We start from the raw sequence: 15,601 nt of genomic DNA on the forward strand, positions 1-15,601 counted from the left end.
TTCTGTTCTTCACCAAATGTCCTATAAAAGATCCCTTTAAATAAAAGTCTCAATATTGCGGAATAAGGTGGTTAAGATCTATATCCAACCGTATGGTTTTAAATGTATGATATTAATTGGGATATCATCGTTAATTATAATTTAAGGATTAAAAATAATTAAAATGAAACATATTTTACTTGTAGCGTTCCCTGTTGCTTTTTTTGTTCTTTCAGGTTGTTCAAATACTAATAAACCGCTAGATACTATCAAATATGAAACGCGAGATGCTGTTAAATATGAGCCGTTGTCTTCGCCATATGAGTTGGCCGTTATGTATTACCGTGATGACGATATTTCTCAGGGCTATTCAGATACCGTAGCTTTGTTTCATAGAAGAGTGGAGCAGGGGCTCACTGAAACGCAAGCGGAAAACTATATTGGTGTTATGCATGAGAATGGACAAGATATACCACTGAGCGATATAGAGGCCGCTCAGTGGTATCGTAAAGCTGCCGAGCAAGGTAATGTTTATGGACAATTACTGCTTGGTTATATGTATAAATATGGGAAAGGTGTTTCTCAGAGCAATACCGAAGCAATCATGTGGTTTCATGAGGCGGCAGAGCAAGGTAACTCGGAAGCGCAATATGAACTTGCTCGTATATATTTTAGTGGACCAGATGATTTTAAAAATGGCAGCGAAGCAGTCATTTGGTATCGTAAATCGGCTGACCAAGGGGATGTCAGAGCACAAACCATGCTTAGTGTTATGTACTTGGAGGGACTGTTTGTTGTTCAGAATGATAGTGAGTCAATAAATTGGTTACGTAAGGCTGCTAATCAAAATGAAGCTTATGCTCAAGCCCTTCTCGGTTCGATATATTATCAGGGGCTAGGTACTACGATTGCTCAAAATTATAACGAAGCGGCGTTATGGCTTGGTAAAGCTGCGGCGCATAATTATGCTGGTGCGCAATATTATCTTGGCCTTATGTATTTAAATGGACAAGGTGTACCTCAGGAAAATGCAGAGGCTATAAACTTACTTCATAGTTCGGCAAAACAGGGCTATGCTAAGGCACAATATCAGATTGGAGCCATGTATTATCATGGTAAAGGTGTAACAAAGAGTTATTCCAAGGCTGTTAATTGGCTTAGTAAAGCGGCGAAACAAGGAAATGCCGAGGCGCAACTCGTTCTTGCTCTTATGTATGATATCGGAAAGGATCAACCTAAGAATTACCCTGAAGCAGAAAAGCTGTACCTGCAATCGGCAGAGCAGGGACTTGCAGTCGCACAGTATTACCTTGGTAGCATGTATAGATTTGGTCGAGGGTGTTCTATAGATTATAAAAAAGCGGTGCGCTGGTTCCAAAAAGCGGCCGAACAAGGACATCCTAAAGCACAAAATAATCTTGCTGATTTATATTATAATGGACTCGGTGTGTCTCTGAGCTATAAAAAAGCGGCATATTGGTTCAGAAAAGCGGCTGAACAAGGCGTTGAATCAGCACAATCTAACCTTGGGTTAATCTATGAGTACGGGCTAGGTATACCTCAGAGTTATAGCGAAGCAGTGAACCTGTACCGAAAATCAGCCGCACAGGGTTTTGCAGAAGGTCAATATAACCTTGGTATTATGTATTTAACTGGGAGAGGCTTACCTCAGAATAATGCTGAAGCCATAAAATTATTTCGTAAAGCTGCTGCGCAAGGTTATACCGCCGCTCTGGATAAATTGAAAGTTGCAGGGGCTATCTAAGCATTACCATGAATAGTCTCGTTATAAGTTAGGAATGTTTTTATCGAGAGGCGCGATAGAAACCTGTTAAGCTCTAGGGGGAACCATTGGAAATCACAGACAATCCAAAAGAAGAAGATATACGCATTATTAGTTCGAATGTAAGGCATTATAACCTAGAGTTCATGCCAAATGATTTCAGTGAGTTAGCTGTATTTGAACGAGATATTCAGGGAGTATTAATTGCGGGGTTAACTGCAAAGACATATTGGGAAAGGCTTGATATTGATTATTTGTGGGTGTCCTCCGAACACAGGGGTAAAGGTATTGCCCGAGAGTTACTTTTAAAGGCCGAAGAAGAGGCTATTCACCGTGGTTGTAAATACGCTCAACTTGATACCTTCGATTTTCAGGCTAAAGAGTTTTATGAAAAGTTAGGATATGAAATTTTTGGTAAGCTTGATGGTTATAAAAATGGACATAAGAGATTTTATTTGAAAAAGTGTTTAAAGCTGACTTAACAGGCCGCTGAGATCCTCTCCATAAAATTATGAAGAGGAGAAGGACTATAGTATCAATCTAAAAGACCTAATAACAAGGCCGCAGCTGCTGTTTGTAAAGCTTCATCATCATCTTTAGCGTTTTTGATTACACCGACTTCTTGTAAAAAATGTGGATTATTACCTTTATACACCTTGCCCCACTTAGCACTATAGCTAGTAGAGCTCGCACATTCGTATCGACCTATTTCTTCTCCAAAAACATCATAAATTTTGTGCCATTTAGCACTGTAACCTGTTGTTGATTCATTTTCCCATTTTCCGACTTCGTTTGAATCTTTGTACACTTTGCCCCATTTAGCACTGTAACCTGTTGTTGATTGACTTTCGCATTGTCCAACTTCAGTTGAATCTTGGTACACTTTGCCCCATTTACCACTGTAACTAGTAGAATGTGCAGTTTCAAAGACCCCTACCATTTCTGAGTAACCTGAATCACTTTTGTAAATATCAGCCATTTAATCATCCTTAATTTTAGTGAGAATATCTAACTTGTCGAATGTATCACTAAGAATAACACTTAACCTATTGATTATATGACTAAGATTGAAAAATGTGATTCGACGTCAGTTCGCTGATTTTTTTCGTCCTTCATACCTAATTTACTGGGTACACTATTTTAATAAGGCTAGAATAGATGGATTTGGGTTACATGATAGGGTATGCAATTATTAGCGCTCGAGTAAAGACAGCTTATTTTCGACTCCATCCCATACGTCAGCATCTGCTGGTGGCTCGCATTTATCTGTAATAACAGGCCATAGTTCAGAGAGCTCTTCATTTAATTCGATAAATATCTCTTGATCTTCAGGCACTTCATCTTCTTGGAAAATTGCATCGACAGGACATTCTGGTACGCAAAGTCCACAATCAATACAGGCTATTGGATTTATGACTAAAAAGTTTGGTCCTTCATGAAAGGCATCAGCAGGGCATACAGGGACACAATCACCATGTTTACATTTAATACAGTTTTCGGTTACGACAAAAGCCATGATGCTTGTTCCTCAATTTTCAAAGTGCTGGCATTATACGTAAGCACGACTTAAAAGCAATTAACATCCTATAAAGGCAGTAAAAGAGGCTTGAAAAACAACCTAATTTCAAATAATAAAATGCATATTTATTAATAATAACGTAAAATACCCGCCCTAAGATTTTAGTTTTCTGGCTAGTGCTCTAACAGCGCGATGCACTTTGATATTTGGATAATTTTCTATGTTACGTTTAACCGATGTAAAACTTCCGCTAGATCATGATGATCAAGCTATTAATGAATATATTTTACAGAGATTGTCACTTCAACCTGAACAATTGATTGAATATACTGTTTTTCGTCGTGGTTATGATGCACGTAAACGTGATGTGATTATCTTAATGTACACATTAGATATTACGTTGGCTGATAGCGTAGATGAGCAAACGCTTCTGGCTAAGTTTGAAAAAGATCAACATGTTCGTATTACTCCTGATATGGAATACAAATTTGTTGCTGAAAAAACAGAAGAGCTAGAGCAGCGTCCTGTTGTGATTGGCTTTGGCCCATGTGGTTTATTTACTGCATTAATTCTTGCTCAAATGGGATTAAAACCAATTGTACTTGAACGTGGTAAAGAAGTTCGTGAAAGAACGAAGGATACATTCGGATTTTGGCGTAAGCGTGAATTAAACCCTGAATCGAATGTTCAATTTGGTGAAGGCGGTGCGGGGACATTCTCTGACGGCAAATTATATAGCCAAGTTAAAGATCCTAAATTTCATGCGCGTAAGATCTTAACTGAATTTGTTAAAGCTGGCGCACCTGAAGAGATCATGTACTTAAGTAAGCCGCACATTGGCACATTTAAACTGGTTACTATGATTGAGCGTATGCGAAAAGATATCATTGCGCTAGGCGGTGAAATTCGTTTTAGTGCTCGTGTTGATGATATTTTAATTGAAAATGATCAAGTTACAGGTGTTGAGCTTGCTGGTGGCGAAATTATTGAAACAAACCATGTTTCTCTGGCTATTGGCCACAGTGCGCGTGATACATTCGAAATGTTACAAAACCGTGGTGTTTACCTCGAAGCGAAGCCTTTCTCAATTGGTTTCCGTATTGAACACAAACAATCAGCTATTGATGACGCGCGTTTTGGTAAAAATGCAGGTAACCCACTACTAGGTTCAGCCGATTATAAACTTGTTCATCATTGTAAGAATGGCCGTTCAGTTTATAGCTTCTGCATGTGTCCAGGCGGCACTGTTGTTGCTGCAACGTCAGAAGAGGGTCACGTTGTTACCAATGGCATGAGCCAATATTCACGAAATGAAATGAATGCGAACAGCGCTATCGTTGTTGGTATCACACCAGAAGATTACCCAGGTAATCCATTGGCTGGTATAGACTTACAGCGTAAGTGGGAAAAAAATGCATTCGTTATTGGTGGTAGCAACTACGATGCTCCGGGACAAACTGTAGGTGATTTCCTTACTGGTCGTGGCGAAGGTGAGTTTGGTGATGTGGTTCCTTCATACAAGCCTGGTCTTAAATTTACAGACTTAAGCAAAACTCTTCCTCCGTTTGCTGTTGCAGCTATTCGTGAAGCCATTCCTGCTTTTGAAAAGAAAATTAAAGGTTTCTCTGCGAAAGACGCAACACTAACGGGTGTTGAAACTCGTACATCATCGCCTGTAAGTATTAAACGTGGTCGTGATTTCCAAAGTATTAGTACGAAAGGTTTATACCCTGCTGGTGAAGGTGCTGGTTATGCTGGTGGCATTTTATCTGCGGGCATAGATGGCATTAAAGTAGCGGAAGCAATGGCGCTTTCTATGCTTGTAAAAGAAGTTTAATTACTTATTTAGTGAGTTTAAATAAGTTTTAGAAAATCGGTATTAAAAAGGAGAGCTAATTAGCTCTCCTTTTCATTTTAACGTTTTAATCAATCTGCGATTTGATACCCGAAGGTATTAATCGATAAGATTATAATCGTCACGTAATATTTTAATGATTTCAGCTTTCGGATTATCAGATAAAATAATCTTTTCGCCAGTGATCTTCTCTGCGATATTCAAATAAGTTTCAGAAACAGACATTAATACAGATGTCGGTAATACATTATGTTCAGCAAGCGCTAAACGTTCATCCATTCTGTTTTTATTGAGTAAAATATCAGGTTCAGGGAAGTAGTTAAGTAATAACTGACGGAAACCTTCTTTTGAGTTTTCAACCACATCACCTTCACGGAAAGCTGCTGCATCCCAAATACGTGATGAATCCGGTGTACCAACTTCATCCATATAGATAAGCTTGTCTTGACCTTTACTGTCTGTTACATAGCCAAATTCGAATTTAGTATCAACAAACATTTGGTCAACATCCGCTAATGCATCACTGATTACGTTAAAGCCTTCTTTTAGTAACTTTTCGTAGTAAGTAATATCATCAGGTGATTTGAAGTTAAATGCTTCGTAGTTATCTGAAATATTTTTGCGGGTGATATTCACATCATCGACAGCTGGAACACCTGGTATGTCTTCTAAAATACCTTTAGTAGACGGTGTAATGAGTAGCTCTGGTAATTTTTGGTCTTTAGTTAAACCTTCAGGTAGTTCAATACCACAGAAATTACGCTCGCCTTGGCTATAAGCACGCCACATAGAACCTGTGATGTATTGGCGGCAAATAGCTTCAATCATTACTGGTCTGGCTTTTTGAACGATCCAAATGAATGGGTGAGGGATATCAAGAATATGACTATCAGCTAAACCGTTTTCACGGAAAGACTTAAACCAATGGTTTGAAATTGCGTTTAACGCCGCACCTTTCCCAGGTACACCGCGCATGCCGCCTTCACCGTGCCAAATGCATTCAAACGCAGAAATACGGTCACTAATAACCATAATTGCAAGTGGTGCATCCGCCGCTACATCGTAACCTTTTTCTTCGATCAGACGACGACTGTCAGCTTCAGTTAACCAGTAAACAGAACGCACTTTACCGCTGTGAACAGGTTTATCTGTACGTATCGGTAAATCATTGTTTACAGCTAATACTTTATCAGCAAGACTCATTGTTAACTATCCTTATTGAGTTTAATCGTTTAAATAAAACTTACACCTAAGTAACTTGGAAGAGTTTCTTTCAATATCCCTGAAGGCTCTTCCAAGTTACTTTGGACTCATTTAGCTAGATTCGAGGTGTTGCTGTCGATTTGACGGCGATTTTACCAGATGTGGAGAGTGATGCCACTATTACTGATTAATTTTGTTAAAAAGAACAAACTATAAGGAGGTGACTTTCTAAAATAGGGTCGAAAAATAACCATAAACTCGATTTTATAAAACATCAATTTGATTATTACGACGAGTGATGATATTAAATGCTGTCTTATAAAACTATATGGAAACTTGTTTGTGATAGAGCAATATTTTTTATCGGGTGGCGCTTTAGCCAAGGTCATCGATGGCTATACCGCTCGTCAACCACAAATTGATATGGCAAAAGCCATTAATTCAGTGATCACAAACAAGGGGAGTTTAATCGTTGAAGCTGAAACGGGGACTGGTAAAACGTTTGCCTATCTAATACCAGCATTGATTAATGATAAAACAACAATTATCAGTACGGGTAGTAAAAATCTTCAAGAGCAATTATTCAATCGCGATTTACCCTTTATTATTGATGCATTAAACAGTAAAGCAAAAACTGCGTTACTCAAAGGTCGAAGTAATTACCTGTGCACGGAGCGATTAACGCGGTTAGGGCGAGAAACTCAATATCAAAATCAAACTATATTAAGTGATTATGTTAAAGTAAAGGGTTGGTCCAATATCACTATTAGCGGTGATATGAGTTCAGTGCCGGGTCTTAAAGACGACGCAGAAATTTTACCCTTAGTTACCTCTACTAATGATAATTGCTTAGGGCGAGATTGTCCTGACTATGACGATTGTTTTTTAGTCAAAGCGCGCCGTAAGGCGCTTGAAGCGGATGTAGTGGTTGTTAATCATCATTTATACTTTGCTGATTTGAATGTTAAAGACTCAGGGTTTGGTCGACTCTTACCAGACGCTGATGTGATTGTTTTTGATGAAGCTCACCAAGTACCAGATATTGCTTCAGAGTATTTTGGTAAAAGAATCACCAGTAAACAGATACAAGCACTTTGTAAAGATGTGCAGTATTTAGGGCGAACAGATCTTAAGGACTCAATACAAGTAACTAAAGCTGCGAATGGTTTAGCGAATGCTACGCAAGATTTAAGATTGAGTTTTTCGATGGAATCTGGACGTGGAAATTGGCGGCATTTATTCAGTCAACAAGCGGTAATGAAAACGATTATACGCTTTCAAGATCAACTCGACTTCATATATGAAGTGATCAAGCTTAATCTTGGTCGAACGGAACTTGTCGATCAATGCTTTGATCGCGTGGTGGAAATTAAAGCAACATTTCAACAAATAATGGCGGTTAATAATACTGGCGAGAGCTATTGGTATGAATGCACTAAGCGAAACTTTACTTTAAATATAACGCCACTTAATATTGCAGAACGTTTTAGCGCTGAACAAGAAAAAAGCAAATCAACCTGGATTTTTACTTCTGCGACATTAGCTGTCGATAATGGTTTCTCACATTATCGCCAACAAATGGGACTCGCAGATGCGAAAGAGTTAATTCTAGCAAGCCCATTTGATTATCACAACCAGGCAATGTTGTGCGTACCGCGTAATATACCTGAGCCAAATGATCCAAATATAGCCCGTATACTGGTTGAAAAATTAGCACCTATTATTATAGCCAATAAAGGTCGCTGTTTTTTCTTATGCACAAGTCATTACATGATTAGGCAAGTAGCGAGTTTATTACAACAACAGCTGACTATGCCGATCTTTGTCCAAGGACAAGATAATAAACAAGTCTTACTCGACCAATTTATTGAGCACGGTAATGCGTTACTGATTGGGACATACTCGTTCTGGGAAGGTATCGATGTACGTGGGCAAACATTAAGCTGTGTTATTATTGATAAATTGCCTTTTGCGTCACCAGATGATCCTCTTTTACAAGCGCGTATTGAAGATTGCCAGCGTAAAGGTGAAGATCCTTTCTCTGCATTGCAAATACCAAAGGCTGTTATTAATTTAAAGCAAGGAGTAGGGCGTTTAATCCGTGATGTCAAAGACACGGGATGTGTTATTATTTGTGATACACGTATCGTCTCTCGTGGATATGGCGCAACGTTTATCAATAGCTTACCCGATATGCCACGAACCAGAGATATAAATAGCGTTTTATCTTTTATTAAGAAAACTAACAATTAGAAAGTGAATTTTATGAGTAATATTTTAGCACTAGATACATCAACAGAAAATTGTTCTGCCGCATTGAGCATTAACGGCCAGGTATTAGTGAGAGAGCTAGAAAGCCCACGCGAGCACACTAAGCGTATATTGCCTATGGTCGATAGCTTATTGACTGAAGCAGGGGTTAAATTAAAAGATTTAGATGCACTCGCATTTGGTCGTGGACCAGGCAGCTTTACCGGTGTTCGTATTGGGACGGGGATTGCGCAAGGTTTAGCATTTGGTGCTGATTTACCAATGCTACCAATTTCAACCCTGGCAGCGATGGCGCAAGGTGCTCATCGTTTACACAATGTAACTGACGTATTACCGGCAATTGATGCACGTATGGGCGAAATATATTTTGCTCATTACAAGCTCAATGGAGCGGGCGTAATGACACTAGTTGATAAAGAAATTGTAGTTACGCCAGATCAGCTATTGGCTGATTTTAATAAATCAGAAACTGCATTCCATACGCTTGGAACGGGTTGGTCTACCTATGCTGAACAACTTGCTGATTTAAGCGTTGCTCAACTAACAGCATGTGAAGGTATACAGTTCCCAAGTTCACAAGATATGCTCATTATTGCAGCGGCTGAATTCGAACAAGGGAATGCGGTTTCAGTTGAAGATGCTATGCCTGTTTACGTTCGCGATACAGTAACCTGGAAAAAACTACCGGGTAGAGAGTAAATTCTAATGAATAGCTTTAGTATAGAGGTCAATGGTAAAACTATTGCTGGTTTACGCTATGGTGATAAGTCCAAACCTATTTTACTGGCTGTTCATGGGTGGTTAGACAATGCTGCAAGCTTTATTCCTCTTGTTGAAGAACTAAAGCGTAATTTAGATGATGGCTCATTACCCTATCAATTGATTGCGATAGATTTACCCGGTCATGGTCATTCTGATCATAAGAAAGGTCATTACAATTTCATTGAATGGGTAGAAGACCTTTATCAAATAATTAAAACACAGCATTGGGGCACCGTCAGTATAGTTGGGCACTCAATGGGCGCAATGATCAGTTCCATTTTTGCAGCAACATTTCCAGAACTTGTTAATCGTTTGATACTAATTGAAGGGTTGGGCGCAATTTCAGCAGAAGCTGAACAAACAGTAAACCAATTGCGTAAAGGGATAGAACGCTGTTACAATTACCACCAAAGTGTTAGTCGTGGGGCTGATGCTTTGACATTGGAAAAGGTCGTTAAAGCACGTTGTTTTGTTTCTGATTTGACGGAGCAAAATGCTGTATTGATATGTAGAAGAAATTTAATTATTAATGCAGAAAAAATAACATGGCGATCTGATCCTAAGCTCAAACTACGATCTTTGGTTAGGTTGACAGAGCCTCAGGTTGTTGATATTTTATCATCTATATCAACGAGATGCCTGATTATTGTTGGTGATAAAGGTTATTCTTTAATTGTTGATAAATTAAAGTTGGACATATTTAATAAAGAAAATTTTGATATTTTGACACTTACCGGCGGGCATCATGTTCATATGGATAATGCTGTCGAAACTGCAAGTGCGATCGTTAAATTTGTTGATAAATTAAAATAATAGTTTATTTAATCGATAAAAATAGAGTTTATATTATCTAATTCTAAATAATGAAGATTTAAATAAGCGTGTAATATAGATATTTCATTTGTTAATTGAGTGTTAATCAATTAAGATCTGTTCACAATAAATAATTTCATCAATAGCGGCTAAATATTATAAATGGATTAATAATACTTAGTCGTTTTGTTAAATTAATAAGTTAAATAAAAAGGAGTGGTAAGGTGGAAAAGGTTTGGTTAAATAGATACCCGGAAAATGTTCCCGCAGAAATTGACTTTGGTTCATTTCGTTCTTTGAACGATATATTCGATCAAACAGTTCAAAAATTTAGTAACAACCCTGCATATGTAAATATGGGTTGTTCATTAACTTATGGTGAAATCGAAGAAAAATCTCGTGCTTTTGCAGCTTACCTTCAAAACGAGCTTAAATTAAATAAAGGCGACCGTGTCGCGTTAATGATGCCAAACTTACTTCAATACCCGATTGCCTTATTTGGTGTATTGCGTGCGGGTTTGGTGATTGTTAATGTAAATCCTTTATATACACCGCGTGAATTAAAACATCAGCTAAACGATTCTGGTGCAAAAGCAATTGTTATTATCTCAAACTTTGCAAGCGTTTTGGAAAAGGTGATTAAAGACTCACCTGTTGAACATGTAATTTTAACGCAATTGGGTGACTTGTTCTCTCCAGTTAAAGGTGCTATCACAAACTTAGTTGTTAAGTACGTGAAGAAAATGGTCCCTAAGTTTAGCTTACCAAATGCGATCACATTCAACCGCGTGTTGAATAAAGGTCGTTCAATGAAGTTTACCAAAGTTGAAACTGGTTTTGATGATATTGCTTTCCTTCAGTATACAGGCGGTACCACCGGTGTATCTAAAGGTGCAATATTAACGCACAAAAATATGCTTGCGAATGTATTACAGGCTGAAGGTGCATACGGCAGTATTATTGACCGTGGTACTGAAACAGTTATTACGGCATTACCGCTATATCATGTATTTGCCTTAACAGTGAATGGTTTGTTGTTCTTCTTGAGCGGTGGTAAGAATATTCTTATTACAAACCCTCGTGATCTTCCTGCATTAATTAAAGAAATTGACGACCATAAACCAACTGCAATTACAGGTGTAAACACCTTGTTTAATGCGCTTGTAAATGATGAAACATTCGCAAAGATTAATTTCTCTGGATTGAAGCTTTCAGTTGGTGGCGGTATGGCTGTTCAACGTTCTGTAGCGGAAAAATGGAAGAAAATAACGGGTAATCACTTACTTGAAGGTTATGGTTTAACTGAATGTTCACCACTTGTAACTGTAAATCCTTACGATCTACATGAATACAATGGCTCAATCGGTTTACCTGTATCATCGACGGATGTTCGTATCATTGATGAAGACGGTGGCGTTTTAACAAAACCTGGCGCAGTTGGTGAGATGCAAGTTCGTGGTCCTCAAGTCATGCAGGGTTATTGGCAGCGTCCACAAGACACAGCTGAAGTGATTACTGCCGATGGCTGGTTAAACACAGGTGATATCGCTCGTATGGATGAAGATGGTTTCTTCTACATCGTTGACCGTAAAAAAGATATGATCCTTGTGTCAGGCTTTAACGTATTCCCTAACGAAATTGAAGACGTACTAACGTTAAATGACAACATTCTTGAAGCCGCTGCTATTGGTGTTCCTCATGAGTCGTCAGGCGAAACAGTTAAAATCTTCGTTGTGAAGAAAGGTGAAATTTCGAAAGAAGAGATTGTTGCGCATTGTCGTGAGCACCTTACTGCCTATAAAATTCCTCGTATTATTGAATTCCGTGATGAATTACCTAAGAGTAACGTAGGTAAAATTTTACGCCGTGAATTACGCGATTAGTACTAGATCTAATTTAAAGTAATAAAACACTTATCATTAGTAATATATTTCGCTAAAATTAAGCCACTTTCTAAATTGTAAGAAAGTGGCTTTTTTTTGAGGTTATAAGTGGAATATATTTTAGTTGAAGATCAAATAACATTGCAGAAGATGATAGCTCAATGTGCGGAAGTTGAAATTTTAGCTATCGACACTGAATTTATCAGACAGCGTACTTATTACCCAATCTTAGGATTGTTTCAGTTATATAATGGTACTGAAACGTATTTAGTTGATCCACTCGCTATTGATGACCTTAGCGCATTATGGCAACTCCTCGATCGTCAACCTGTTGTTCTTCACGCTTGTTCTGAAGATCTCGATGTATTCATGACGGTTGCAAATAAATTTCCTGATTTTTTCCATGATACACAAATCGCAGCTGCATTTTGTGGACTCGGTTCTTCTCTCGGTTTTGGTGGTTTAGTTTCTGAATTTCAAAATATCACGTTAGATAAAGGTGAGTCTCGTTCTAACTGGTTAGCACGTCCATTAACAACTAAGCAGTTAAGTTATGCCGCTGCTGATGTGTATCATTTGCTGCCATGCTGGCATGAATTAAAATCCAAACTTGATGAACTAGGCTATTACGATTTTTATTTGCAAGAGTTAGATAATTTACGTCGCAGAAAAATGATCAATAAGAATCCTAAAACAGTCTATAAACAATTCAAAAATGCATCTTTTTTATCACCTCGTGAGCTTGCAATCTTACAAGCGCTAGGCGAATGGCGTGAGACCAATGCGGTTAACCGTGATATGGCTGTCAATTTTGTGGTTAAAGAAGCCCACCTTCTGGAAGTCGCGAAACAGCAGCCTAAATCATTACGAGATCTAAATAAGTTAGGGTTACTTCCTATCGAGATTAAGCGTCACGGAAAACAGATTATCGATCTTGTTAAACAAGCTCAAAGTCTTTCAGATGAAGAGTTGCCTGAAGAGTTAACGCGAATTTCTGATTACCCTGGCTATAAAAAAATAGTACAAGGAATACGTAATAAGATTGCTATCGTTGCCGATAAAACGAATATTCCAGCAGAACTAATTGGTTCAAAGAAAATTATCAATGAATTATTAAACTGGGTCTGGAAATTGACAGAGGAGGAGCGTGCTGTCGGTAGTAAACCTGTGTTGTTAAGTGATTGGCGTTCAGAACTGATCGGTAATCACTTGTTTGAAGGTTTAATGGCTAATAAGTAATAAGTAATAAGTAATAGCAAGTGTACATGAATGTTGTACACTTGCTTAAATGCTTACTGGTCTTCAGAAAGAGTCACGTTCAGTTCTAAAACTGAAAGATTGTTGTCTCTTTGGTCAAGTTGAACATGAACCTGATCTGATGTTACAGCAACATACTTTTTGATTACTTCAAGTATATCCAGCTTTAACTGTGGTAAATAATCTGGCGTGCTGTCACGTATGTTACGTTCATGTGCAACAATTATTTGTAAGCGGTCTTTCGCTAAATTAGCAGATGACACATCCGGTTTTGATGTGCGAAAATAATCAAGTAACGACATTTAACCTCCAAAAATTCTGCTTAAAAAGCCTTTCTTTTCTACGTCAAGAAAACGAAATTCGCGTTCTTCACCTAAAATTCTAGAAACAGTATCTGCATAAGCTTGTCCTGCATCACTTTCTGTGTCAAGGATCACAGGTTGGCCACAGTTAGATGCTTTCAATACGGCTGCTGATTCAGGGATGACACCTGCAAGCGGTACGGCTAAAATTTCAGTGATGTTTTCAACACTTAACATATCACCACGCGCAACGCGTTCTGGTACGTAGCGAGTAATAAGCAAATGTTCTTTAATCGGTTCTAGACCTTGTTCGGCACGACGAGAACGGCTTTGTAGCATACCTATAATACGGTCTGAATCGCGCACTGACGAGACTTCTGGGTTTGTGGTAATAACCGCTACATCTGCAAAGTATAATGCCATCATAGCGCCTGCTTCGATTCCTGCAGGTGAATCGCAAATGATGTAATCATGATTTTCAGCAAGTTGGTCTAATACTTTACCAACGCCTTCTTTTGTGAGTGCATCTTTATCACGCGTTTGCGAAGCGGGTAGAATATTCAGGTTCGCTACGCGTTTATCTTTAATCAAAGCTTGCGACAGGTTTGCTTCACCGTTGATTACATTAACAAAGTCATAAACCACACGGCGTTCACAGCCCATGATTAAGTCTAAATTACGTAAACCGATATCGAAATCGATAACAACAGTTCTTTTCCCTCGCATTGCTAATCCAGTTGCAATAGCGGCGCTTGTAGTCGTCTTACCTACACCACCTTTACCGGATGTTACGACAATAATCTCAGCCATTTTAATTCCTTGAATTTAATCGAACTTTGTAATTTCTAATTTGTTATTAATACAATTGATTTGCGCTCGAGCATTTAAAAATTCTGACTGCACGGCATCACTTAAAATATAAGTGCCATTAATTGATAATAATTCTGGGTCTAATTTGTTACAAAAAATTTGTGCGCTACCGTCACCTTTAGCACCAGCTATTGCACGGCCACGTAATGCACCATATATATGAATTGAACCATCTGCAATAACTTCAGCACCTGCGCTTATATTACCCAAAACGGTTAAAGAAGCATCTTGAGCATAAATTTGTTGCCCAGATCGTATCTGCCCTTTATGAACTATGGTCTTAGTTACAGATTTTTCAACAATAACTGTCTGAATTTCTGGTTTTATTTTTGACGTTGATACAAATGTGCTTGTATTATTTTTAGCTGTATTCGATATAACGGAAAGGCCAGCCTCTCGAACACTTAGTTTTTGTTCTGCCGTTTTACAACCCTCAATACCTACAAGATTCATCCCATTATTGGTGATGACATGTTCAATAGCTTGAAAGTCGATATCGTCGGCTAAGTTCGCCACGTTAACAACAACCGGTGCAGATTTAAAAAATGCAGGTGCTTGGCATACTTTGTCGGCAATAAAGGAATGAAGATTAGCCATTGCAGCATCATTTTCGATATGAATTACTGAAAGCGTAAAGCTAGTCCCTTTAAATTTTATTGACTGATCTGCCATCATTTTTCCCTGGTTGCTTAGTTTTTATGCCTGTTTTTGCATTTATTGTTATAGCACTTAGTTAATTCATTATGCCATGTTATATTTTACTTGCAAAATAGGCAAGTTCATAACCAAAGAGAAAAACAATGCTGTGTTCAATTTATAAAACTAATAAAAAAGAAGAGATGTATTTATTTATTTCCCGCCGTGACGATTTTAGCCAAGTTCCTGAAACTTTATTAGGTATGTTTGGTCAACCTAAGTTAGTTGTCACGATGAATTTGACTGAAACACGAAAGTTGCCATTTGCCGATACTAAGAAAGTATTAGATAACTTAACAACAACGGGCTTTTATTTACAGATGCCACCACCGCCTGTAAATCATTTAGATGAATATAAAAAATGGCGTGATGAAAACAAATAGCACGTCATTGAAGGGTACATAAGGA

The 15,601-nt window shown here is 38.2% G+C and carries 15 protein-coding genes; 9 read left to right on the forward strand and 6 right to left on the reverse strand.

Features of this window, described 5'->3' with window-relative positions:
* Positions 1 to 163: 163 nt before the first annotated feature.
* Complete coding sequence (locus tag HWV01_RS10820; protein ID WP_211675439.1) at positions 164 to 1,744, forward strand: tetratricopeptide repeat protein; 1,581 nt, start codon at positions 164 to 166, stop codon at positions 1,742 to 1,744.
* 86 nt (positions 1,745 to 1,830) lie between these two features.
* The gene (locus HWV01_RS10825) at positions 1,831 to 2,244 is read left to right on the forward strand and encodes a GNAT family N-acetyltransferase (RefSeq protein ID WP_211675441.1); all 414 of its coding nucleotides are present in this window, start codon (positions 1,831 to 1,833) and stop codon (positions 2,242 to 2,244) included.
* 53 nt (positions 2,245 to 2,297) lie between these two features.
* Here the strand turns inward: HWV01_RS10825 and HWV01_RS10830 are convergent, their stop codons facing one another.
* Entirely contained in the window at positions 2,298 to 2,741 is a 444-nt protein-coding gene (locus tag HWV01_RS10830) for a hypothetical protein (protein ID WP_211675443.1), read from the reverse strand.
* A gap of 213 nt (positions 2,742 to 2,954) precedes the next feature.
* Positions 2,955 to 3,278, reverse strand: a complete 324-nt coding sequence (gene fdxA / locus HWV01_RS10835) for a ferredoxin FdxA (RefSeq protein ID WP_211675445.1) — start codon at positions 3,276 to 3,278, stop codon at positions 2,955 to 2,957.
* 223 nt (positions 3,279 to 3,501) lie between these two features.
* Here fdxA and HWV01_RS10840 point away from each other — a divergent pair, with 223 nt between their 5' ends.
* Positions 3,502 to 5,118, forward strand: coding sequence for an NAD(P)/FAD-dependent oxidoreductase (locus HWV01_RS10840; RefSeq protein ID WP_211675447.1), 1,617 nt, complete (start codon positions 3,502 to 3,504; stop codon positions 5,116 to 5,118).
* A 117-nt stretch (positions 5,119 to 5,235) separates the two neighbouring features.
* Here HWV01_RS10840 and HWV01_RS10845 read toward each other — a convergent pair whose 3' ends face one another.
* Positions 5,236 to 6,339 carry a phosphoribosylaminoimidazolesuccinocarboxamide synthase gene (locus tag HWV01_RS10845; RefSeq protein WP_211675449.1) on the reverse strand — a complete coding sequence of 368 codons (1,104 nt, stop codon included), beginning with the start codon at positions 6,337 to 6,339 and terminating at the stop codon, positions 5,236 to 5,238.
* A 342-nt stretch (positions 6,340 to 6,681) separates the two neighbouring features.
* Here HWV01_RS10845 and HWV01_RS10850 point away from each other — a divergent pair, with 342 nt between their 5' ends.
* From HWV01_RS10850 to rnd, 5 genes are all read left to right on the forward strand, one after another.
* Positions 6,682 to 8,592: an ATP-dependent DNA helicase gene (locus tag HWV01_RS10850; RefSeq protein WP_211675451.1), complete on the forward strand. Its 1,911-nt coding sequence runs from the start codon at positions 6,682 to 6,684 to the stop codon at positions 8,590 to 8,592.
* A gap of 12 nt (positions 8,593 to 8,604) precedes the next feature.
* Positions 8,605 to 9,309 (forward strand): tRNA (adenosine(37)-N6)-threonylcarbamoyltransferase complex dimerization subunit type 1 TsaB, encoded by a 705-nt coding sequence (tsaB, locus tag HWV01_RS10855; RefSeq protein WP_211675468.1) that lies wholly within the window; start codon positions 8,605 to 8,607, stop codon positions 9,307 to 9,309.
* Positions 9,310 to 9,315: 6 nt separating this feature from the next.
* Positions 9,316 to 10,185, forward strand: coding sequence for an alpha/beta fold hydrolase (locus HWV01_RS10860; RefSeq protein ID WP_211675471.1), 870 nt, complete (start codon positions 9,316 to 9,318; stop codon positions 10,183 to 10,185).
* A gap of 224 nt (positions 10,186 to 10,409) precedes the next feature.
* Positions 10,410 to 12,068, forward strand: coding sequence for a long-chain-fatty-acid--CoA ligase FadD (fadD, locus tag HWV01_RS10865; protein WP_211675473.1), 1,659 nt, complete (start codon positions 10,410 to 10,412; stop codon positions 12,066 to 12,068).
* Between the two features lie 108 nt (positions 12,069 to 12,176).
* Complete coding sequence (gene rnd / locus HWV01_RS10870) at positions 12,177 to 13,307, forward strand: ribonuclease D (protein ID WP_211675474.1); 1,131 nt, start codon at positions 12,177 to 12,179, stop codon at positions 13,305 to 13,307.
* Between the two features lie 53 nt (positions 13,308 to 13,360).
* On the opposite strand, the gene minE is transcribed toward rnd, so the two are convergent.
* From minE to minC, 3 genes are read right to left on the reverse strand one after another with little or no spacing between them, the layout of a single operon-like run.
* Positions 13,361 to 13,627: a cell division topological specificity factor MinE gene (minE, locus tag HWV01_RS10875; protein WP_211675476.1), complete on the reverse strand. Its 267-nt coding sequence runs from the start codon at positions 13,625 to 13,627 to the stop codon at positions 13,361 to 13,363.
* On the reverse strand, positions 13,628 to 14,437 hold the full coding sequence (gene minD / locus HWV01_RS10880; RefSeq protein ID WP_211675478.1) for a septum site-determining protein MinD: 810 nt from the start codon (positions 14,435 to 14,437) through the stop codon (positions 13,628 to 13,630).
* A 15-nt stretch (positions 14,438 to 14,452) separates the two neighbouring features.
* Entirely contained in the window at positions 14,453 to 15,172 is a 720-nt protein-coding gene (minC, locus tag HWV01_RS10885; protein ID WP_249185526.1) for a septum site-determining protein MinC, read from the reverse strand.
* A 125-nt stretch (positions 15,173 to 15,297) separates the two neighbouring features.
* On the opposite strand from minC, the gene HWV01_RS10890 reads away from it, so the two are divergent.
* A complete protein-coding gene (locus HWV01_RS10890) occupies positions 15,298 to 15,576 on the forward strand; it encodes a YcgL domain-containing protein (protein WP_211675480.1) in 279 nt (92 codons plus the stop codon).
* The last annotated feature ends 25 nt before the right edge of the window (positions 15,577 to 15,601 follow it).

It is taken from the genome of Moritella sp. 5 (genome assembly GCF_018219455.1).
Taxonomy (GTDB): Bacteria; Pseudomonadota; Gammaproteobacteria; order Enterobacterales; family Moritellaceae; genus Moritella.